15 protein-coding genes are annotated in these 18,190 nt (G+C 67.8%); 8 read left to right on the top strand and 7 right to left on the bottom strand.

Features of this window, described 5'->3' with window-relative positions; all coding sequences use genetic code 11:
- Positions 1–28: 28 nt before the first annotated feature.
- The 3 genes from IEV93_RS12770 to IEV93_RS12760 form a co-directional block, all read right to left on the bottom strand.
- Complete coding sequence (locus IEV93_RS12770) at positions 29–520, bottom strand: peroxiredoxin (protein ID WP_188490058.1); 492 nt, start codon at positions 518–520, stop codon at positions 29–31.
- Positions 521–573: 53 nt separating this feature from the next.
- Complete coding sequence (locus IEV93_RS12765) at positions 574–996, bottom strand: DUF3052 domain-containing protein (protein WP_188490576.1); 423 nt, start codon at positions 994–996, stop codon at positions 574–576.
- 184 nt (positions 997–1,180) lie between these two features.
- Complete coding sequence (locus IEV93_RS12760; RefSeq protein WP_188490057.1) at positions 1,181–1,786, bottom strand: Rv2240c family protein; 606 nt, start codon at positions 1,784–1,786, stop codon at positions 1,181–1,183.
- 350 nt (positions 1,787–2,136) lie between these two features.
- Between IEV93_RS12760 and aceE the strand changes: the two genes are divergently transcribed.
- From aceE to IEV93_RS12730, 6 genes are all read left to right on the top strand, one after another.
- Complete coding sequence (aceE, locus tag IEV93_RS12755; RefSeq protein WP_371873839.1) at positions 2,137–4,857, top strand: pyruvate dehydrogenase (acetyl-transferring), homodimeric type; 2,721 nt, start codon at positions 2,137–2,139, stop codon at positions 4,855–4,857.
- 181 nt (positions 4,858–5,038) lie between these two features.
- Positions 5,039–6,217, top strand: a complete 1,179-nt coding sequence (locus tag IEV93_RS12750) for a PucR family transcriptional regulator (protein ID WP_188490574.1) — start codon at positions 5,039–5,041, stop codon at positions 6,215–6,217.
- 203 nt (positions 6,218–6,420) lie between these two features.
- The gene (locus IEV93_RS12745) at positions 6,421–7,329 is read left to right on the top strand and encodes an ACP S-malonyltransferase (protein ID WP_188490573.1); all 909 of its coding nucleotides are present in this window, start codon (positions 6,421–6,423) and stop codon (positions 7,327–7,329) included.
- 128 nt (positions 7,330–7,457) lie between these two features.
- The gene (gene acpM, locus IEV93_RS12740; protein WP_188490056.1) at positions 7,458–7,763 is read left to right on the top strand and encodes a meromycolate extension acyl carrier protein AcpM; all 306 of its coding nucleotides are present in this window, start codon (positions 7,458–7,460) and stop codon (positions 7,761–7,763) included.
- A gap of 5 nt (positions 7,764–7,768) precedes the next feature.
- The gene (locus IEV93_RS12735) at positions 7,769–9,034 is read left to right on the top strand and encodes a KasA/KasB family beta-ketoacyl-ACP synthase (protein WP_188490055.1); all 1,266 of its coding nucleotides are present in this window, start codon (positions 7,769–7,771) and stop codon (positions 9,032–9,034) included.
- 55 nt (positions 9,035–9,089) lie between these two features.
- On the top strand, positions 9,090–10,541 hold the full coding sequence (locus IEV93_RS12730; protein ID WP_188490054.1) for an acyl-CoA carboxylase subunit beta: 1,452 nt from the start codon (positions 9,090–9,092) through the stop codon (positions 10,539–10,541).
- 75 nt (positions 10,542–10,616) lie between these two features.
- Here the strand turns inward: IEV93_RS12730 and IEV93_RS12725 are convergent, their stop codons facing one another.
- From IEV93_RS12725 to IEV93_RS12715, 3 genes are all read right to left on the bottom strand, one after another.
- Positions 10,617–11,135 carry a DUF3145 domain-containing protein gene (locus IEV93_RS12725; RefSeq protein ID WP_188490053.1) on the bottom strand — a complete coding sequence of 173 codons (519 nt, stop codon included), beginning with the start codon at positions 11,133–11,135 and terminating at the stop codon, positions 10,617–10,619.
- Positions 11,136–11,266: 131 nt separating this feature from the next.
- The gene (locus IEV93_RS12720) at positions 11,267–12,091 is read right to left on the bottom strand and encodes a serine hydrolase domain-containing protein (RefSeq protein WP_188490052.1); all 825 of its coding nucleotides are present in this window, start codon (positions 12,089–12,091) and stop codon (positions 11,267–11,269) included.
- Between the two features lie 60 nt (positions 12,092–12,151).
- The gene (locus IEV93_RS12715; RefSeq protein ID WP_188490051.1) at positions 12,152–13,282 is read right to left on the bottom strand and encodes an NDMA-dependent alcohol dehydrogenase; all 1,131 of its coding nucleotides are present in this window, start codon (positions 13,280–13,282) and stop codon (positions 12,152–12,154) included.
- Between the two features lie 536 nt (positions 13,283–13,818).
- On the opposite strand from IEV93_RS12715, the gene IEV93_RS12710 reads away from it, so the two are divergent.
- On the top strand, positions 13,819–15,084 hold the full coding sequence (locus IEV93_RS12710; RefSeq protein WP_188490050.1) for a GGDEF domain-containing protein: 1,266 nt from the start codon (positions 13,819–13,821) through the stop codon (positions 15,082–15,084).
- An 11-nt stretch (positions 15,085–15,095) separates the two neighbouring features.
- Here the strand turns inward: IEV93_RS12710 and IEV93_RS12705 are convergent, their stop codons facing one another.
- Positions 15,096–15,785: a hypothetical protein gene (locus IEV93_RS12705; RefSeq protein WP_229705076.1), complete on the bottom strand. Its 690-nt coding sequence runs from the start codon at positions 15,783–15,785 to the stop codon at positions 15,096–15,098.
- Between the two features lie 293 nt (positions 15,786–16,078).
- Between IEV93_RS12705 and IEV93_RS12700 the strand changes: the two genes are divergently transcribed.
- Positions 16,079–18,190 carry an Rv1355c family protein gene (locus IEV93_RS12700; protein WP_229705075.1) on the top strand — a complete coding sequence of 704 codons (2,112 nt, stop codon included), beginning with the start codon at positions 16,079–16,081 and terminating at the stop codon, positions 18,188–18,190.

The following is an 18,190-nucleotide window of genomic DNA, read 5'->3' as shown; positions in this document are numbered from 1 at the left end:
GCTTCGGAAAATCGTGTGAGTCGGCCCGCTAGGACTGCAGAGCAGCGAGTGCACGCTCCCAGAGCGTGTCGTCGCGCGCCTCGCCCGGCCCGACGACGTCGGAGAAGGTGATGATGCCGTCCTGACCGACGACGAACGTCCCACGGTTGGCGTAGCCGGCGCGGGCGTTGAAGACCCCGTAGTTCATCGCGGTGACCCCGTGCGGCCAGAAGTCCGAGAGGATCGGGAACAGGAATCCCTGTGCCGACGACCAGATCTTGTGCGTGGGGGGCGGACCGACCGAGATGGCCAGAAGGGTGGTCCGGTCGGTCTCGAAGTCGGGGAGCCGGTCCCGCAGGATGGCGAGTTCGCCCTCGCAGGTGCCGGTGAAGGCGAGGGGGAAGAAGACCACGAGGACCTTCTTGGTGGCACGCGACGCCTGCAGGCTCACGCGCTGGTTGTTCTGGTCGCGGAGTTCGAAATCCGGGGCGATCGAGCCGGGCGGCAGCGGCCGCGAGGGCGTGGCGGACGGGGAGTCCATCGCTATCCGTGCCATCTGGTCGAGCGGTCCTGCACCGGTGGGCGAAGAGTCGATCACGCGCGCTTGGCCGAGCGCGACTTGGGTTGCACCAAGCGCGATCCGGACCAATCCCCCAGGCTGATGACCGAGGTCTGGGTGAGTCCCGCTGTGGGCGCCGACTCGGCGATCTCGGCGGGGTCGACGTAGCCGGAGGTGCCTGTCTTGGGCGAGAAGACCCAGACGTATCCGTCGTCGGCGAGCGGTCCGATGGCGTCCATCAGGGCGTCCACGAGATCGCCGTCGTCATCGCGCCACCAGAGAACGACGACGTCGATGACCTCGTCGGAGTCCTCGTCGAGCATCTCGGCACCGACGCGGTCCTCGATGTCGACGCGGAGGTCGTCATCGGCGTCCTCGTCCCACCCGAGCTCCTGCACCACCATGCCCGGAGTGAACCCGAGCTTCTCGGCGCGATTACCATCCGCAGCGGCAACCAACGCGTGCGACCTCCTCATCAGGTTTCCCGACCGAACATGTGTGCGCCGAGATCCCGATGGGAAATCAGCCGATTGGTACTAGAGAACAGCGTGTGCGGCGAAGTTGCAAGCCGAGTATGCGATCCGGCGCGGGTGTCGGACGACGTCGTGGCCGGTGAGCCCGATATCGGACCCACCGAAGGCGTCATCCGCCCGGCGAGCCGGATGGTGATGCCGGAACCGCGGGCGCGGTCGAGGAACTCGAGGCCGCATAGGGACCGCAGGAATCGAGTACGGCGTCGCGGGCGCGGATCCACGCCGTCGACGCGACGTTGAGCGGTACCCGCTGTCGTGTGCCGACAGCCCGCGACAACGCGCCCGTCCGGTCGATCAGCGCCTGGGCCTGCGACCGGACCCCGTCGGACACCTCATCGGTCAACGCATCCGAGATCGCCCCGGATCCGCGGGTGAACTCGTCGACGGCCCGACGGTCGGCGCCGCCGAGGTCGGCGTACACCTGCTTCGAGTTGAGTGCGTCGACGAACGCGTTGTAGGTCCGCAGCATCGACACCGCCGAGGTGGTGACCGCCGCGCAGAGGCTGTACTCGGCGTTCGCCGCCGCCGCCTGCCGACTGCTGGCCGCACTCGAGGACTGATCGGCGCGGTACTGGCCGGCCGCGATGGCGTCCACCTGTCCGGAGCCGTCGACACCGGAGGTGCACCCCGCCGCCAGCACCAGCAGCGCGCACGCCGACGCAGCGACGATCGCCTGGAGCGGACGCGCCGCTGCGCCCGCGCTCTGAGCCTTCACAGGTGCGATAGTGCCTCAGCCGACACACCCGGACCAACACATCGGCCGAGTCCGACACGCCGTCCGAGCACCAGCGCACCGAGCCCGTACGGCCCGAGTTGGCCGCTGCGGTGCCATCCGGAGATCACATACGGCACGATTGGTGACGTACCTCGCTCCGGCGCCACCATGCCGGGTCCGGGGTCGCACCGCTGCGGACGCACATTCCGCTCTCGGTGAGCCGATCAGGTTCCGGCCACAACAAGCCGGTCGACACGAGGAGTTATGCACCAGTGACAGAGCAGAGCACGCAGGACGCACGCGGCGCGAGCGGCAAGGACCGCTCGTCGGGCACCGACCGGGTCCGCGTCATCCGTGAGGGCGTGGCGTCCTACCTACCCGACATCGATCCGCAGGAGACCGACGAGTGGTTGGAGTCCTTCGACGGCCTGTTGGAGAACGCCGGTCCGGGACGTGCGCGCTACCTGATGCTGCGACTGCTCGAACGCGCCAGCGAGAAGCGCGTGTCTATCCCGTCGCTGACCTCGACCGACTACGTGAACACGATCCCGACCGAGAGCGAGCCGTGGTTCCCCGGCGACGAGGACGTCGAGCGCCGGTTCCGCGCGTTCATCCGCTGGAACGCGGCGATCATGGTGCACCGCGCGCAGCGACCGGGCGTCGGTGTGGGCGGCCACATCTCCACCTACGCCTCCTCGGCCGCGCTCTACGAGGTCGGCTTCAACCACTTCTTCCGCGGCCAGGACCACTCCGGCGGTGGCGACCAGATCTTCATCCAGGGCCACGCCTCCCCCGGCATCTACGCGCGCGCCTACCTCGAGGGCCGCATCGACGAACACCGGATGGACGGGTTCCGTCAGGAGCACAGCCACGCCGGTGAGGGCGGCGGCCTGCCGTCGTACCCGCACCCGCGGCTCATGCCCGAGTTCTGGCAGTTCCCCACCGTGTCGATGGGACTCGGACCGATGAACGCCATCTACCAGGCGCGGTTCAACCACTACCTCGACGACCGCGGCATCAAGGACACCTCCGAGCAGCACGTGTGGGCGTTCCTCGGCGACGGTGAGATGGACGAACCCGAATCGCGCGGCCTCGCCCACGTGGCGGCGACCGAGGGTCTCGACAACCTGACCTTCGTCATCAACTGCAACCTGCAGCGTCTCGACGGCCCTGTCCGCGGAAACGGCAAGATCATCCAGGAGCTGGAGTCGTTCTTCCGCGGCGCGGGCTGGAACGTCATCAAGGTCGTGTGGGGCCGCGAGTGGGATGCGCTGCTGCACGCCGACCGTGACGGCGCCCTGGTGAACCTGATGAACACCACGCCCGACGGCGACTTCCAGGGATACAAGGCCAACGACGGCGCGTTCGTCCGCGAGCACTTCTTCGGACGCGACCCGCGCACCAAGGAGCTCGTCAAGAACATCAGCGACGACGACATCTGGAAGCTCAAGCGTGGTGGCCACGACTACCGCAAGGTGCACGCCGCGTACGCCTCGGCCATGGCCCACAAGGGTCAGCCGACGGTGATCCTGGCGCACACGATCAAGGGCTACACCCTCGGTAAGCACTTCGAGGGCCGCAACGCGACGCACCAGATGAAGAAGCTGACACTCGACGACCTCAAGGACTTCCGGGACAGCTGCCGCATCCCGATCACCGACGAGCAGCTCGAGAAGGACCCGTACCTTCCGCCGTACTACCACCCCGGGGCGGATGCACCGGAGATCCAGTACATGCTCGACCGGCGCAAGACCCTCGGCGGTTTCCTGCCCACCCGTCGCACCAAGAGCAAGACGCTCAAGCCGGCGACCGACGGTGTCATCAAGGCCATGGCCAAGGGCTCGGGCAAGCAGCAGGTCGCCTCGACGATGGCGCTGGTGCGCATCTTCAAGGAACTGATGCGCGACAAGGAGGTCGGCAAGCGCGTCGTGCCGATCATCCCGGACGAGGCCCGCACGTTCGGTATGGACTCGTGGTTCCCGTCGCTGAAGATCTACAACCGCAACGGTCAGCTCTACACCTCGGTCGACGCCGAGCTGATGCTCGCCTACAAGGAGAGCGAGATCGGTCAGATCCTGCACGAGGGCATCAACGAGGCCGGCTCGACCGCGTCGTTCACCGCGGTCGGCACCTCGTACGCGACCCACGACGAGCCGATGATCCCGCTGTACATCTTCTACTCGATGTTCGGCTTCCAGCGGACCGGCGACGGCCTGTGGGCCGCCGCTGATCAGATGGCACGCGGTTTCGTGATCGGTGCGACGGCGGGACGGACGACCCTGACCGGAGAGGGCCTGCAGCACGCCGACGGGCACTCGTTGGTGCTGGCGTCGACGAACCCCGCGGTGGTGGCCTACGACCCGGCCTACGCCTACGAGATGGCCCACATCATCGTCGACGGCCTGGGCCGGATGTTCGGCGACGACCCGGAGAACATCTACTACTACATCACCGTCTACAACGAGCCGATCTCGCAGCCGGCGCAGCCCGAGGACCTCGACGTCACCGGCGTCCTCCGGGGCATCTACAAATGCCACACCGCACCCGAGAAGAAGCAGTACCCGGCGAACATCCTGGTCTCGGGGGTCACGATGACCGACGCGGTCCGGGCGCAGGAGCTGCTCGCGCAGGACTGGGACGTGGCGGCCGACATCTGGTCGGTGACCTCGTGGGGTGAGCTCACCCGCGACGGCGTTGCCTACGAGAAGGCGTCGCTCCGCGATCCGGACGGCGAGCACGAGCAGCCGTTCGTCACCTCCGCGCTGTCCTCGGCGCAGGGGCCGTTCGTCGCGGTCAGCGATTTCATGCGCGGGCTGCCCGAACTGATCCGCGCGTGGGTGCCCGGTACTTACATGACGCTGGGCACCGACGGGTTCGGCTTCTCCGACACCCGCCCTGCCGCACGCCGGTTCTTCAACGTCGACGCCGAGTCGATCGTCGTCGGCGTGCTGGCCGCCCTCGCGCGGGAAGGACACATCGAGTTCTCCGTCGCCGCGAAGGCCGCCGACCGATACGACATCACCGATGTCCTCGCGGCGCCGGAGCAGACGTCGGATCCGGGCGTGTCCTGATCGATCACCGTGCCCCCGCACCGTGCCGCGCCTCGTGCGGTGGCGCGGTGCGGGGCGAACGGCGGATCCCCCCACGTCGAGCACCTACAGTGGTCAGGTGACCGACTCTCCCCACGTGCCCGAACAGACTCCCGGTGACCTGTTCAGCGCGCGGGGCGCCCGTGTTCCCGCGCCGGCCAACATGCACGACGCCCTTCCCGACACACTTCTGCGGCGGGTGAAGCAGTACAGCGGTCGGCTCGCCACCGAGGCCGTGCACTCGATGCAGGACCAACTGCCCTACTTCGCCGATCTCGAGGCCGGGCAGCGCGCCAGTGTCCAGTTGGTCGTGCAGACCGCGGTGGTCAACTTCGTCGAGTGGTTGCAGGATCCCGAGGGCAACGTGAAGTTCACCGTCACCGCGTTCCAGGTCGTGCCGCAGGATCTGGCCCGCCGGATCAGCCTGCTGCAGTCGGTCGAGATGGTCCGCGTGGCCATGGAGTTCTTCGAGAAGTGGCTCCCGCTGCTCGCACGCAACGACGCACAACTGCGGGCCCTGACCGAGTCGGTGTTGCGCTACGGCCGCGAGATCGGGTTCGCCGCCGCGGCCATCTACGCCTCGGCGGCCGAGTCCCGTGGCGCGTGGGACTCGCGGCTCGAGGCCCTCGTCGTCGACGCGGTCGTCCGCGGCGACAGCGGCCCGACCCTGCTCTCGCGCGCCGCCGCGTTGAACTGGGACGCCGACGCATCCGCGACGGTCGTGGTCGGGTACCCGCCACCCGAGCTCAACGTGTCGGTACCCCTGGCCATCCACACCACGGCCCGCCAACACGAACGATCGGCGTTGTCGGTGGTGCAGGGAACCCACCTCGTGGCGATCGTCAGCGGACAGATGGACGCGAGCGATCCCTTCGTGGCGAAACTGCTGACTCACTTCGCGGACGCGCCGGTCGTCATCGGACACACCACCGCCAATCTCGGAGCGGCCCACTCGAGCGCGGTGGAGGCGTTGGCGGGGATGGACGCGGTGGCCGGCTGGCCGGGTGCCCCGCGTCCGGTGCACAGCTGGGAGCTGCTCCCCGAGCGCGCGCTGCTCGGCGATTCCGCTGCCGTCACGACGCTGAACGACTTCCTCGTGATCCCGTTGGCCAAGGGCGGGGCCACCCTGACGAACACGCTCGACGCCTACCTCGATTCCGGCGGATCGGTCGAATCGTGCGCGCGAGAACTGTTCGTTCACCCAAATACTGTGAGATATCGACTAAAGCGGATAGCCGAAGTGACCGGCCGTGACCCCATGAATCCGCGCGACGCCTACGTCCTGCGGGTGGCCTCGACGGTCGGGCGACTGGCACAGGTTCGACACGAAACGCGCACATGAGTCCCATGCGTCACAGTGGTTTCGGTATTTCTGGGTAACCTCCTATCGAACCTGCGTTCGCGCTGTTCTCTATCACGAGTCTCGATCTGGTGACAAACGGGATACGTGCAGACAGCCGTTTGTAGGAACCAAACAAAACCTCGGCACAAGGTTCGGCCCCACCAACACCCACACGACGAGCCCTCAGGGTGTTCTCTGATCAAGTGCTCTCGTTGCTAGCGCCCGGACAGGGCTCACAGACCCCCGGGATGCTCGAGCCGTGGCTCGAGCTACCCGGCGTACAAGACCAGATCGCGACGTGGTCCAAGCTCACCGGCCTCCAGCTGGAACGGCTCGGCACGACCGCGACCGCGGAGGAGATCACCGACACCGCGGTGACGCAGCCGCTCGTCGTCGTGTCCGCCCTGATCGCGTACGACGAGATCGTCAAGCGTGGATCGCTGCCGTCGGAGCTCGTCGTGGCCGGCCACTCGATTGGCGAACTCGCCGCCGCCGCGATCACCGGGGTGATCAGTCGCGACGAGGCCGTCTCCCTGGCCGCCGTCCGCGGCGCCGAGATGGCCAAGGCCTGTGCGCTCGAGCCCACCACGATGGCCGCCGTCCTCGGCGGTGACGAGCAGCAGGTCCTCGACCGCCTCGCCGAGCTCGACCTCATCCCGGCCAACCGCAACGCCGTCGGTCAGATCGTGGCCGCCGGCCGCGTCGAGGCCATCGACGAACTCATCGCCAACCCGCCGGAGAAGGCGCGAACCCGTAAGCTCTCCGTCGCAGGCGCCTTCCACACCCGGTACATGGCGCCCGCCCAGGACGCGGTGGCCGCCGCCGCCGCGTCGATCACGCCGCAGGACCCCACCTGCGTGCTGCTGTCGAACTTCGACGGCAAGCCGGTCACGACGGGCACCGACGCCCTCGCGAAACTGGTCGCCCAGGTGACCAACCCGGTTCGATGGGACCTCTGCTCGGCAACGATGCGCGAGCTCGGGGTCAGCGGACTGGTCGAGCTGCCCCCCGCCGGGGCGCTCACCGGTATCGCCAAGCGCGAGCTGAAGGGCACACCGACCCGTGCCCTGAAGACCCCCTCCGACCTCGAGGCGATCACAGAACTTGGATAGCGGCGCCGCACACCGCAGGCGCCCCCGGAGGACGAACACTCTCGTGATCGTCGGTCCAAACGGTGGCCAGACCACCGCTTCCGGAACCATGTGAAGTAGCAGAACGAACAACAGAAGGGAGTCACCCAGTGGCGACTCAGGACGAACTCATTGCCGGCATCGCGGAGATCATCGAAGAGGTCACCGGTATTGAGCCCTCCGAGGTCACCGTCGACAAGTCCTTCGTCGACGACCTGGACATCGACTCGCTGTCGATGGTCGAGATCGCGGTCCAGACCGAGGACAAGTACGGAGTGAAGATCCCCGACGAGGATCTGGCCGGCCTGCGCACCGTTGGTGACGCCGTGAACTACATCCAGAAGCTCGAGGCCGAGAACCCGGAAGCCGCCGCAGCCATCAAGGCGCAGGTGGACTCCAACAAGAAGGCTGAGTGAACTAATTGACATCATCTCTTCGCGAATTCTCAACAGCGGCGGGGAACTTTCCCAGCGTCGTGGTGACCTCCATGGTCGCCACGACGTCCGTGGGTGAGGATCTCGACTCCACCTGGAAGGGTCTGCTGGCCGGCGAGTCCGGTATCCGGACGCTGACGGACGACTTCGTCACCGAGTACAACCTGCCGGTGACCTTCGGCGGCAAGCTGGTGAAGGACCCGACCGAGGAGGTGTCGCGCGTCGAGGCACGACGCATGAGCTATGTCGAGCGCATGGCCCATGTGATGAGCAAGCGGTTGTGGGAGCAGGCGGGCGAGCCCGAGGTCGACCACGATCGTCTCGCGGTCGTCCTCGGCACCGGCCTCGGTGGCGGCGACGCACTCATCGCGGCCCACGACGCCATGACCCTCACCGGCAACTACCGCAAGGTGTCGCCGCTCGCGGTGCCGATGACCATGCCGAACGGACCCGCAGCGGTCATCGGTCTGAACATCGGCGCCCGGGCCGGGGTCATCACCCCGGTGTCGGCCTGCTCGTCGGGCTCCGAGGCCATCGCCCACGCGTGGCGACACATCGTGCTCGGCGACGCCGACATGGTCGTCACCGGTGGTGTCGAGGGCTTCATCGACGCGGTCCCGATCGCCAGTTTCGCCATGATGCGTGCGATGAGCACGCGGAACGACGATCCGGCGGCGGCGTCGCGCCCGTTCGACAAGGACCGCGACGGCTTCGTGTTCGGCGAGGCCGCGGCGCTGATGGTGATCGAACGTGAGGACCACGCCCGGGCTCGTGGCGCGCACATCCATGCGCGTCTGCTCGGCACCGGCATCACGTCCGACGGCTACCACCTGGTGGCACCGCATCCCGAGGGAACCGGTGCCGCTCGTGCGATGCGTCGCGCGCTGGAGACCGCCGGACTGCAGAGCAGCGACATCACCCATGTCAACGCACACGCGACATCGACATCGATCGGCGACACCGCCGAGGCGCTGGCGATCAACTCGGCAATCGGCGAGCACGCTGCGGTGTACGCACCGAAGTCTGCGCTCGGGCACTCCATCGGGGCTGTGGGTGCATTGGAATCGGTACTGACCATCAAGGCGATCGAAGACGGGGTCATCCCGCCGACGCTCAACTTGGAGAACCAGGACACCGAGTGCAATCTCGACGTCGTCGCCGGTGAGCCGCGGTACGGGCAAATCGACTACGCCATCAACAACTCGTTCGGATTCGGTGGGCACAATGTGGCGCTCGCCTTTGGGCGCTACTGACACACGTGATGCGTTCGCGCACACAGTGACTCTGTCGAAATCGTTAGGAGAATCGATGACCACCATGGCTCCGATCACTTCCCAGGAGGAATCCGTCGATCCACGCGACCCCTTGCTGCGATTGACCAATTTCTTCGATGAGGGCTCGATGTCGCTGCTGCACACCCGCGACAAGTCGGGCGTGCAGGCCGCAGTCGGCCGGGTGAAGGGCGTACGCACCATCTCCTACTGCACCGATGGGACCGTCATGGGCGGTGCCATGGGCGTGGTGGGGTGTGCGCACATCGTCAACGCCATCGACACCGCCATCGCCGAGCAGGCACCGATCGTGGGCATCTGGCACTCCGGTGGGGCTCGCCTCGCCGAGGGTGTCGAGGCGCTGCACGCGGTCGGCAAGGTGTTCGAGGCCATGGTGCGTGCCTCCGGGTACGTGCCGCAGATCTCGGTGGTCGTCGGCTTCGCCGCCGGCGGGGCGGCCTACGGGCCCGCCCTGACCGACATCGTCATCATGGCGCCGGCCGGTCGGGTGTTCGTCACCGGACCGGACGTCGTCCGCAGCGTCACCGGCGAGCAGGTCGACATGGAGTCGCTCGGCGGACCGTTGACGCACGGCAAGAAGTCGGGCGTCTCGCACATCACCGCCGATTCGGAGCCGGACGCGCTGTGGCGTGCCCGTCGCCTGATCGGGATGTTCAGCCAGCAGGGACACTTCAGCCGTCAGCGCGCCGAGGCCGGGGACACCGACCTGCGGGCACTGCTGCCCGAGTCGAACCGTCGGGCCTACGACGTGCACCCGGTGGTGCACGGCCTGCTCGACACCGACCTCGCCGCCGACGGTGAGACCGAGATCTCCAGCTTCGAGGAGATCCAGCCGAAGTACGCGCCCAACATCGTCGTCGGTTTCGGGCGGTTGTCCGGCCGGAGTGTCGGTGTGGTCGCCAACAACCCGCTGCGCATGGGTGGTTGCCTCAACTCGCTCAGCGCGGAGAAGGCGGCGCGGTTCGTCCGCCTGTGCGACGCGTTCGGCATCCCGCTGATCGTGCTGACCGACGTCCCGGGCTACCTGCCCGGTGTCGGCCAGGAGTGGGACGGCGTCGTCCGTCGTGGCGCCAAGTTGCTCCACGCATTCGCCGAGTGCTCGGTCCCCCGCGTCACGCTGGTGACCCGCAAGATCTACGGCGGCGCCTACATCGCGATGAACTCGCGGGCGCTGGGTGCCACGGCCGTGTTCGCATGGCCCGGTTCCGAGGTCGCCGTCATGGGGGCCAAGGCCGCCGTGGGCATCCTGCACAAGAAGGCGCTGGCCGCAGCAGCCGACGACGAGCGTGAGGCTCTGCACGAACGTCTCGCCGTCGAGCACGAGGCCATCGCCGGCGGTGTCGGACGTGCGCAGTCCATCGGTGTCGTCGACGAGATCATCGATCCGGCGAAGACCCGCAGCATCGTCGCCGAGGCGTTGGCCTCGGCGCCGGCACGACGCGGACGGCACAAGAACATCCCCTTGTGACCGTCAGCTGATCCCCGAACGAGAAAGGCCCTGGACTCCGCGGAGTCCAGGGCCTTTCTCGTGGTTCCGGTCGGGTCAGCCGACGCGCTGGTGCAGCCAGGTGACCTCGGCGCCCGCGCCGCCCATGCGGAACGCCTCGAGGGCCTCGTCCCAGGCGGTTCCCAGGGCGGCGTCGAGTCGTCCGGCCAGTCCGGCGCTGTCGGGCTGTGAGTCCATCAGGGCGCGCAACTGCAGCTCCCCGATCATGACGTCGCCGTTCGCGCTCATCGAGCCGCGCCACAGTCCGAGACCGGGCACATGGCAGAACCGCTCGCCGTCGACGCCGTCACTGGCGTTCTCGGTGATCTCGAACCGCAACGCCGACCACTCGCGCAGCGCATTGGCCAGGCGGGATCCGGTTCCGACCGGACCGGTCCAGTCGACGGTGGCACGCTGCAGACCGGGCGCGGCGTCCTGCGCCGACCACTTCAGGTTCGCGCGGGCATCCAGGGTCGACGACAACGCCCACTCGACATGCGGGCACAACGCTGTCGGCGACGAGTGGATGTACACCACGCCCGTCGTCAGGTCAGCGAACTGCGAAAGAGTGCGCATTGTTCTACCTCCGGGTCTCGACGAGGAACGTCTTCCCCAACGACCTTGCGACACCGCGGATAGCACAACTTCGATCACAAGTGTGCCTCATGTGACCCGTGTTGCGCCAGTGTCAGTTGAGAACTGTGCGATCAGGCCCGGTGTTCGGCACGGATCGCGGCGACGACCGCGTCGTTGAAGTCCGACCACAAGGGCTTCGCCCAGGCGCCGAAGGGGCGGTCGGTCAGCACGACGCAGGCCGCACGCAGGTCCGGATCGACCCACAGGAAGGTCCCCGACTGCCCGAAGTGACCGACGGTCGCGGACGAGTTCGTCGACCCGGTCCAGTGCGGCGACTTCTCCGCCCGGATCTCGAACCCGAGACCCCAGTCGTTCGGACGGTGCCTGCCGTACCCGGGAACGAAACCGTCGAGACCGGCGAAGTGGACCGACGTGGCGTCGGCCAGCGTCTCGGCGGCCAGCACCCGCGGGTCCAGCAGCTCGGCGGCGAAACGCGCGAGGTCGGTGACCGTCGAACGCACGCCGTGGCCGGCGGGCCCGTCGAGATCGGTGTCGGACAGACCCAGCGGCTCGCACACGGCCTGCGCGAAGTAGTCGGCGAAGGCGATGTCGGTCGCCGCCGCGACGGTGTCGGCGAGGACCGCGAATCCGGCGTTGGAGTAGATGCGTTGCTCCCCCACGCCCGCCTGGGTCTCGCCGGAGTCGAACGCCAGACCCGAGGCGTGCGCGAGGAGGTGCTCGACGGTCGCGCCGGGAGGTCCAGCCTCCGTGGTCAGCTCGACGGCCTCCTCCTCGACGGCGACGAGCACGGCGTAGGCGGTGAGCAGCTTGCTCACCGAGGCGAGGGAGAACCGTCGACTCAGGTCCCCGTGGCGTGCGACGGTCGAGCCGTCGAGCACGATCGCCGCGGCGACGTTGTCCACCGGCCAGTCGTCGAGTCGATCGAGTACGGACATGCCGTCCATCTGATCACGACCGGCCGGCGGACGAGACGTCGCACGCCGGACGACGAGGGCTCAGCGATCCTCGTCGGTGAAACGGATGACGCCGCGGATGTTCTTGCCGTCGAGCATGTCCTGGTAGCCCTCGTTGATCTGCTCCAGCTTGTACTGACGGGTCACCATGTCGTCGAGGTTCAGCTTCCCGGACTTGTACAGCGACAGCAGGAGCGGGATGTCGAGCTTGGGGCTCGAACCGCCGAAGATGGTGCCCTGCAGGTTCTTCTGCAGCAGGGTCAGCATGGCGAGGTTAAGCGTCACATCGGTCTCCATCATGGAGCCCATGCCGGTCAGCACGCAGGTACCGGCCTTGGAGGTGATGCCCATCCACAGGTCGACATCCTTGCCGTGCACCTCGCCGACGGTGACGATGACCTTCTTGGCCATCGCGCCCTCGGTGACCTCGGCGATCGACATCGCGGCCTCCTCCACGCTGGAGAAGGCGTGCGTGGCCCCGAACTTCATGGCCTGCTCACGCTTCCACTCCACCGGGTCGATGGCGAAGACGTAGCGGGCACCGGAGATGACCGCACCCTGCAGCGCCGAGATGCCCACGCCGCCACAACCGACGATTGCGACGTCCTCGCCGACCTGCACGTTGGCGCTGTGGGTGGCCGAGCCGAAACCGGTGGGCACGCCACAGCCGACGAGGCACGCGACCTCGAACGGGATGGACGGATCGATCTTCACCACCGAGGTCTCGTGGACGACCATGTACGGCGAGAAGGTGCCGAGCAGCGTCATCGGGTAGACGTCCTCGCCGCTCGCGGTGTGCACCCGGAAGGTGTGGTCGGAGACGGCCTCACCCTGCAGCAGCATGGCGCCGAAATCGCACAGGTTGCTCAGGCCGGACCGACACGACGGACACTTGCCGCACGACGGGATGAACGAGAGGACGACGTGGTCGCCGACGGCGAAGTCGGTGACACCCTCGCCGACCGCCTCGACGACGCCCGCACCCTCGTGACCGCCGAGCACCGGGAACCCGGCCATCGGGATGCCGCCGGTGACCAGGTGGTGATCGGAGTGGCACATCCCGGCCGCTTCCATCCGGATCTTGACCTCGCTGGCACGCGGGTCCCCGATCTCGATCTCCTCGATCGCCCACGGCTCGTTGAAGTTCCTGAGCAATGCACCTTTGGTCTTCATCTGACTCCTACTCCTCGCCTGCGACGGCCCGCGGCCGAACAACACCTTGTCCGTGACACTAGTCACTGCCGACCGAAAATGAAACGTGTTCTAGTGGCGTCCCGGCGTGTCTGGCCTCTCTGCCACTGCGGGTCCACCGCTCGTCGTCGCGGCCGACTCGTCGACTACCGTTGTGGTACTCGTCGCGGGCCGAGTTCGAGGTGGATCCATGGCCCCGTTGGTCGAGCGTTTCCCGTACCGATGTCCGCGTGGGCACCGACTCGGCATCCGTCGGATGTTGGTCGGTTGGGACAATCAGTGCGACCCTCCGCAGCGCATCTGGGTCTGTCTTTCGTGCAATACGGTCATGCACCGCCACGACTATTCATGGCCGGAATGAGTGCGTGGACACACGTCGCGGAGCATTCGTCGACAACCGGCAATCGGATGCTGATCGACAATAGCCGACATCGACATCTCGAATTCACGATTCATCAGGCACTGTAGGGGTTCCACTCGACTGCCGAACAAGCATCGGACAGGGCATAGTTGAACGCGTGTACACCGACCCCGACGCACCGCGAGGCGACATCGATGCGCCCGGTGCCGTCCCCTCGGTGTCCGCAGAGGTCCCCTCGGTGTCCGCAGAGGTCCCCCGGACCAGATGGACCGACACGGCGCAGAGTGGCGACGCGGTGATGCCCGAAGGACCGGTCACCGAGAACATCCGTCTCGGCCGCCGGACGCGCACACTCGTCGGGCACTTCGACGCCCGGTCCGCCGCGGTCCTCCTCAGCACGAGTGGCGCGCTCCCGTTGCCACTGCTCGCCTTCGTCTCGCCGGACATCATCCGCGAGGGCTGCTGGCCGTACCTGGGCGCGATCTGGGTGTTCACGCTGATCGTCTTCTCGACGACGGCGATCGTGGGCAGGCTCAGCGACCGACTGTTCGCGGTGTTCGGGATGATCGGGATGTTCGGCATCGCGGGGTCGGCATACATCGTCACCGAACCCGCCGCCGCGGGCGTGATCATCACCCTGCTCGCGGCCATCCCGGCAATATCCGCCATGTCGTCCACCCGGCGGGTGGTCCTGACCTTCTCTGTCGTGGCGATCGTGCTCGCGCTCGGACTCGCCTTCGTCGACCCGTCATCGGTCGCCGGGGTGCTGGTCAAATGTGGTGCCGGGGTGGCGAACGTGATGGTCCCGGTGTTCATCGTGGCGGCCCTGCGCAGCTCACTGGAGATCACCATGGCGCGCTACGCCGTCCTCGGCGACACCGACCCGCTGACCGGCCTGCTCAATCGCCGGGGTTTCCTCACCCGCAGCAGCGAACTGCTCGCCGAGGTGGCGGCATCCGGCGATCAGATCGGGTTCCTGCTGATCGACGTCGACCACTTCAAGGCGGTCAACGATCGTCTCGGTCACGCGGTCGGCGACTCCGTGCTCGTCGACACCGTCGTCGCGATCAACCGGGCGGCCCCGACGCGTTCGCTGATCGGACGGTTCGGCGGGGAGGAGTTCGTCCTCCTGTGCCCCACGACGGGGCAGTCCGCACTGGCCGCGACCGCCGAACGGATCCGGCTGGCCGTGTCGTCGATGTCCACGGTCACGGTCAGCGTCGGCGCGGTGACGGCGCCGCTGTCCAGCCGAGGTACGGGGGCGCCCAACATCTCCCAGGTGATCGACCATCTGACCCACCTCGCCGACCGGTGGGTCTACGTCGCCAAGAGCGCCGGGCGCGACCGTGTCGTGTGCCTGTCGTCGTCACCGATCCACTTCGTCGCCGGCGACCAGTCGTCACCGGGCCCCACCGGACGGTGAGCGACGCGGAATCAGGCGACCGACCGCCCCATCTCACCGCCGAACCCCTCCCAGACGCAGGCCTCCTCGCGGATCTGTCGCCAGACGGCCGGCTCGGCAAGTCGTCCCATCGTCTCGCGGTCCCACCACATCAGGCTCGTGCGGTACCGCTCGTCGGGGTAGGAGGCGGCCGGAACCCGCTTGTCGACCCGCCCACCCGAACTCGACCAGCGCCGCAGGACGTGTTCGGCGGCGGTGGCCATGATGAACCGCGCGCCGGTCGTCCGCATCGTGGGCACCGCGACCCGGGCGAGCAGCGCCGAGACCGCGGAGGGGTCGTCGGCCGTCGGATCGACCCACGCCGTCTTCATCTCGACCACCCCATGGGCCAGCCGCGATCTCACCGCGGCGATGAGCTCGTCGCGACCGTCGTTGCCGCTCCACTCGACGAGCGCGTGGCTGTCCCGCACGTCGAGGTACGGCCCCTGTGCGCGATGGCCACCGCGGACCACCCCCGCCCGGTCCACCGCCGCGTAGAACAGCGTCGTGCTGTCCCCGTCGACGACCGCGTCGTGGTCCAGCGCGGCGCTCACGCCGTGCGCCGCGTACAGATCCCGCGCACCGTCGAGGTACCGCGTCCACAGTTCGGGGACACTGCGCGGCGTACCGAGAACGAGGTGGCATCCGCTTGCGGCGTCGAATACCGACATCGGCTCGGACATGGGCGGAAGGGACGATCCCAATTGATTGATCGCGAATTCCACATTTGTTATAGACATTGTTCAATTCCTCTATGTGTGCGGGTCGATTGATGGCCGATCAGAACAATGGGCCCACCCGAGAAGCCGGCCGAGTCAATTGTGCCGGTTCTGACCAGGAATGAAAGAAAGGTGCGCATGTCAGCCGACGGACAACGACGTATCGCACCATGAATGAGATCACGCGCATTGTTGATGATCATCGACCACAAAGGGGCAGAATGATGGCGGATGCAGGGATTGCGACGACCGACCACGTGGGAACCGGTGACGCCGCCGTCGAGATCCTGGACGAGAACGACCCCGCCGATCGCGCCCGACTCGAGGCGATCGGCGCCGATCGGTCCGTCCGCCGCCTCGACACCCTCGCCGAACAGCAGACCTCACTGGCCGAGGTGATCCCGCCGCCCGACGAGGCGCTGCTGACGGAGTCGCCACGCTGGGTGCACTACCCGTGGCGCTCGAGCCTGGTCCGCGTGCTCGGCCCGAACGGGTTCCGACGACTGCGTCTGGACCGGAACCGGAACAAGATCACCGCGGCCGAACAGGATCGTCTGACCGGCGTCACCGTCGGTGTGCTGGGGCTCAGCGTCGGACACGCCGTTGCCCACACCCTTGCCGTCGAGGGACTCGCGGGCGCGATCCGACTGATGGACTTCGACACCATCGACCTGTCCAACCTGAACCGGGTGCCGGGGTCGGTGTTCGATCTCGGGGTCAACAAAGCGGTGGTGGCCGCTCGCAGGATCGCCGAACTCGACCCCTATCTCCGTGTCGAGATCGCACCCGGCGGACTCGACGAGGACACGGTGGCCGATTTCCTCGACGGCCTCGACATCGTGCTCGAGGAATGCGACTCCTTCGACGCGAAGGTCATCGTGCGCGATCACGCACGCGCGCGCGGGATCCCGGTGATCATGGAGACGAGCGACGGCGGCGTACTCGATGTCGAACGTTTCGACCTCGACCGCGAACGCCCGCTGTTCCACGGCCTGCTCGGCGAGATCGACGCCGCCGCCCTGTCCGGATTGACCACGGCACAGAAGGTCCCGTTGGGGATCACCCTGCTCGACGCCGCACGCGTGACCGCACGCATGGCCGCATCGGCGGTCGAACTGGGACGGACCATCTCTACCTGGCCACAACTCGGTGGCGACGTCGCGCTCGGCGGCGCGACGTGCGCGGCGGCGGTCCGACGCCTGGGGTTGGGCCATCCGTTGCCCTCGGGGCGCATACGCATCGACCTCGACGCCGAGCTCGAAGCTCTCGCCGACCCGCTGACGGCCACGGCCGTGCCACCCCGGTCGGCACCGGCGCCCGACGATGTGGCGGCCACCTTCGGATCGCTCCCCGACCGCGAGGCGGTCGTCTACGCGGGGAAGCGGGCTCCCTCGGCGGGCAACTCCCAGCCGTGGACGGTCTCACCCGACGACACCGGCGTGACGGTGACACTGCGGGAACGCGGCCGGCTCGGCGACATCGACCGTCGTGCGAGTGCGGTCGCGCTGGGCGCCATGGCGTTCAACATCGACGTCGCGGCCACCGCCCGGTCGGTCGCCGGGGAACTCGCGACGACCGGATCGGGTGACGACCTCGCCCTGCGCTACGCGTTCGGAGACGGCGCCGACCCCGAGCGCGCGGGTCTCCTCGACGCGATGCTGCGACGGGCCACCGACCGACGCCCCGGTGACGGGACCCCACTGTCCGACGACGAGATCCACGCACTGCGCGCGGCGGCGGATTCGTCGGGCGGGATCGCGCGGATCGTCACCGACCGGTCCGAGATCGTCCGGTGCGGCGGGATCCTCGCCGCCCATGACCGGATCCGCCACCTGACACCCGATCTGCACGCCGAGATGGTGGCCGAGATCCGGTGGCCCGACTCCGATGCCGACCCGTCGACCGGGCTGGGTCCGGACACCCTGGGCGTCGGGCGGAGCGGTCTCGGCATGCTCGAGGTCACCCGGCGAACCGACGTGATGGCGTTGCTCGCGGAGTGGGATGCCGGCTCCGCGCTGGGCGCGCCGACGCAGGGTCTCGTGGGCTCGTCCTCGGCGGTCGTGGCGATCTGCCAGGACGGCGCCGGCTCGGCCGATCACGTTCGTGGCGGTACCGCCGCGCAGGCCCTCTGGGTTCGCGCCACCGGACTCGGACTGTCGATCTGCCCGGTCACACCGATCTCGCTCCACGCACGCGACGACGGCGACCGAGAAGGCCTGGCCCCGGGGCGAGTTGACGAGCTCGCCCGTCTCGACGGCGACCTGCGCGCGCTGTTCGGGGTGGACGACGGCGAGTCCGTCGCCATGGTGCTGCGCGTCTTCCGGGCCGGCGGTACCCCGCCGGTCAGCCTGCGGCGAGCGCAGGGCTGA

Source organism: Williamsia phyllosphaerae (genome assembly GCF_014635305.1).
Taxonomy (GTDB): Bacteria; Actinomycetota; Actinomycetes; order Mycobacteriales; family Mycobacteriaceae; genus Williamsia_A; species Williamsia_A phyllosphaerae.
The sequence above is the reverse complement of the archived record's forward strand: the minus strand, read 5'-3'. Positions and strand labels throughout refer to the sequence as shown.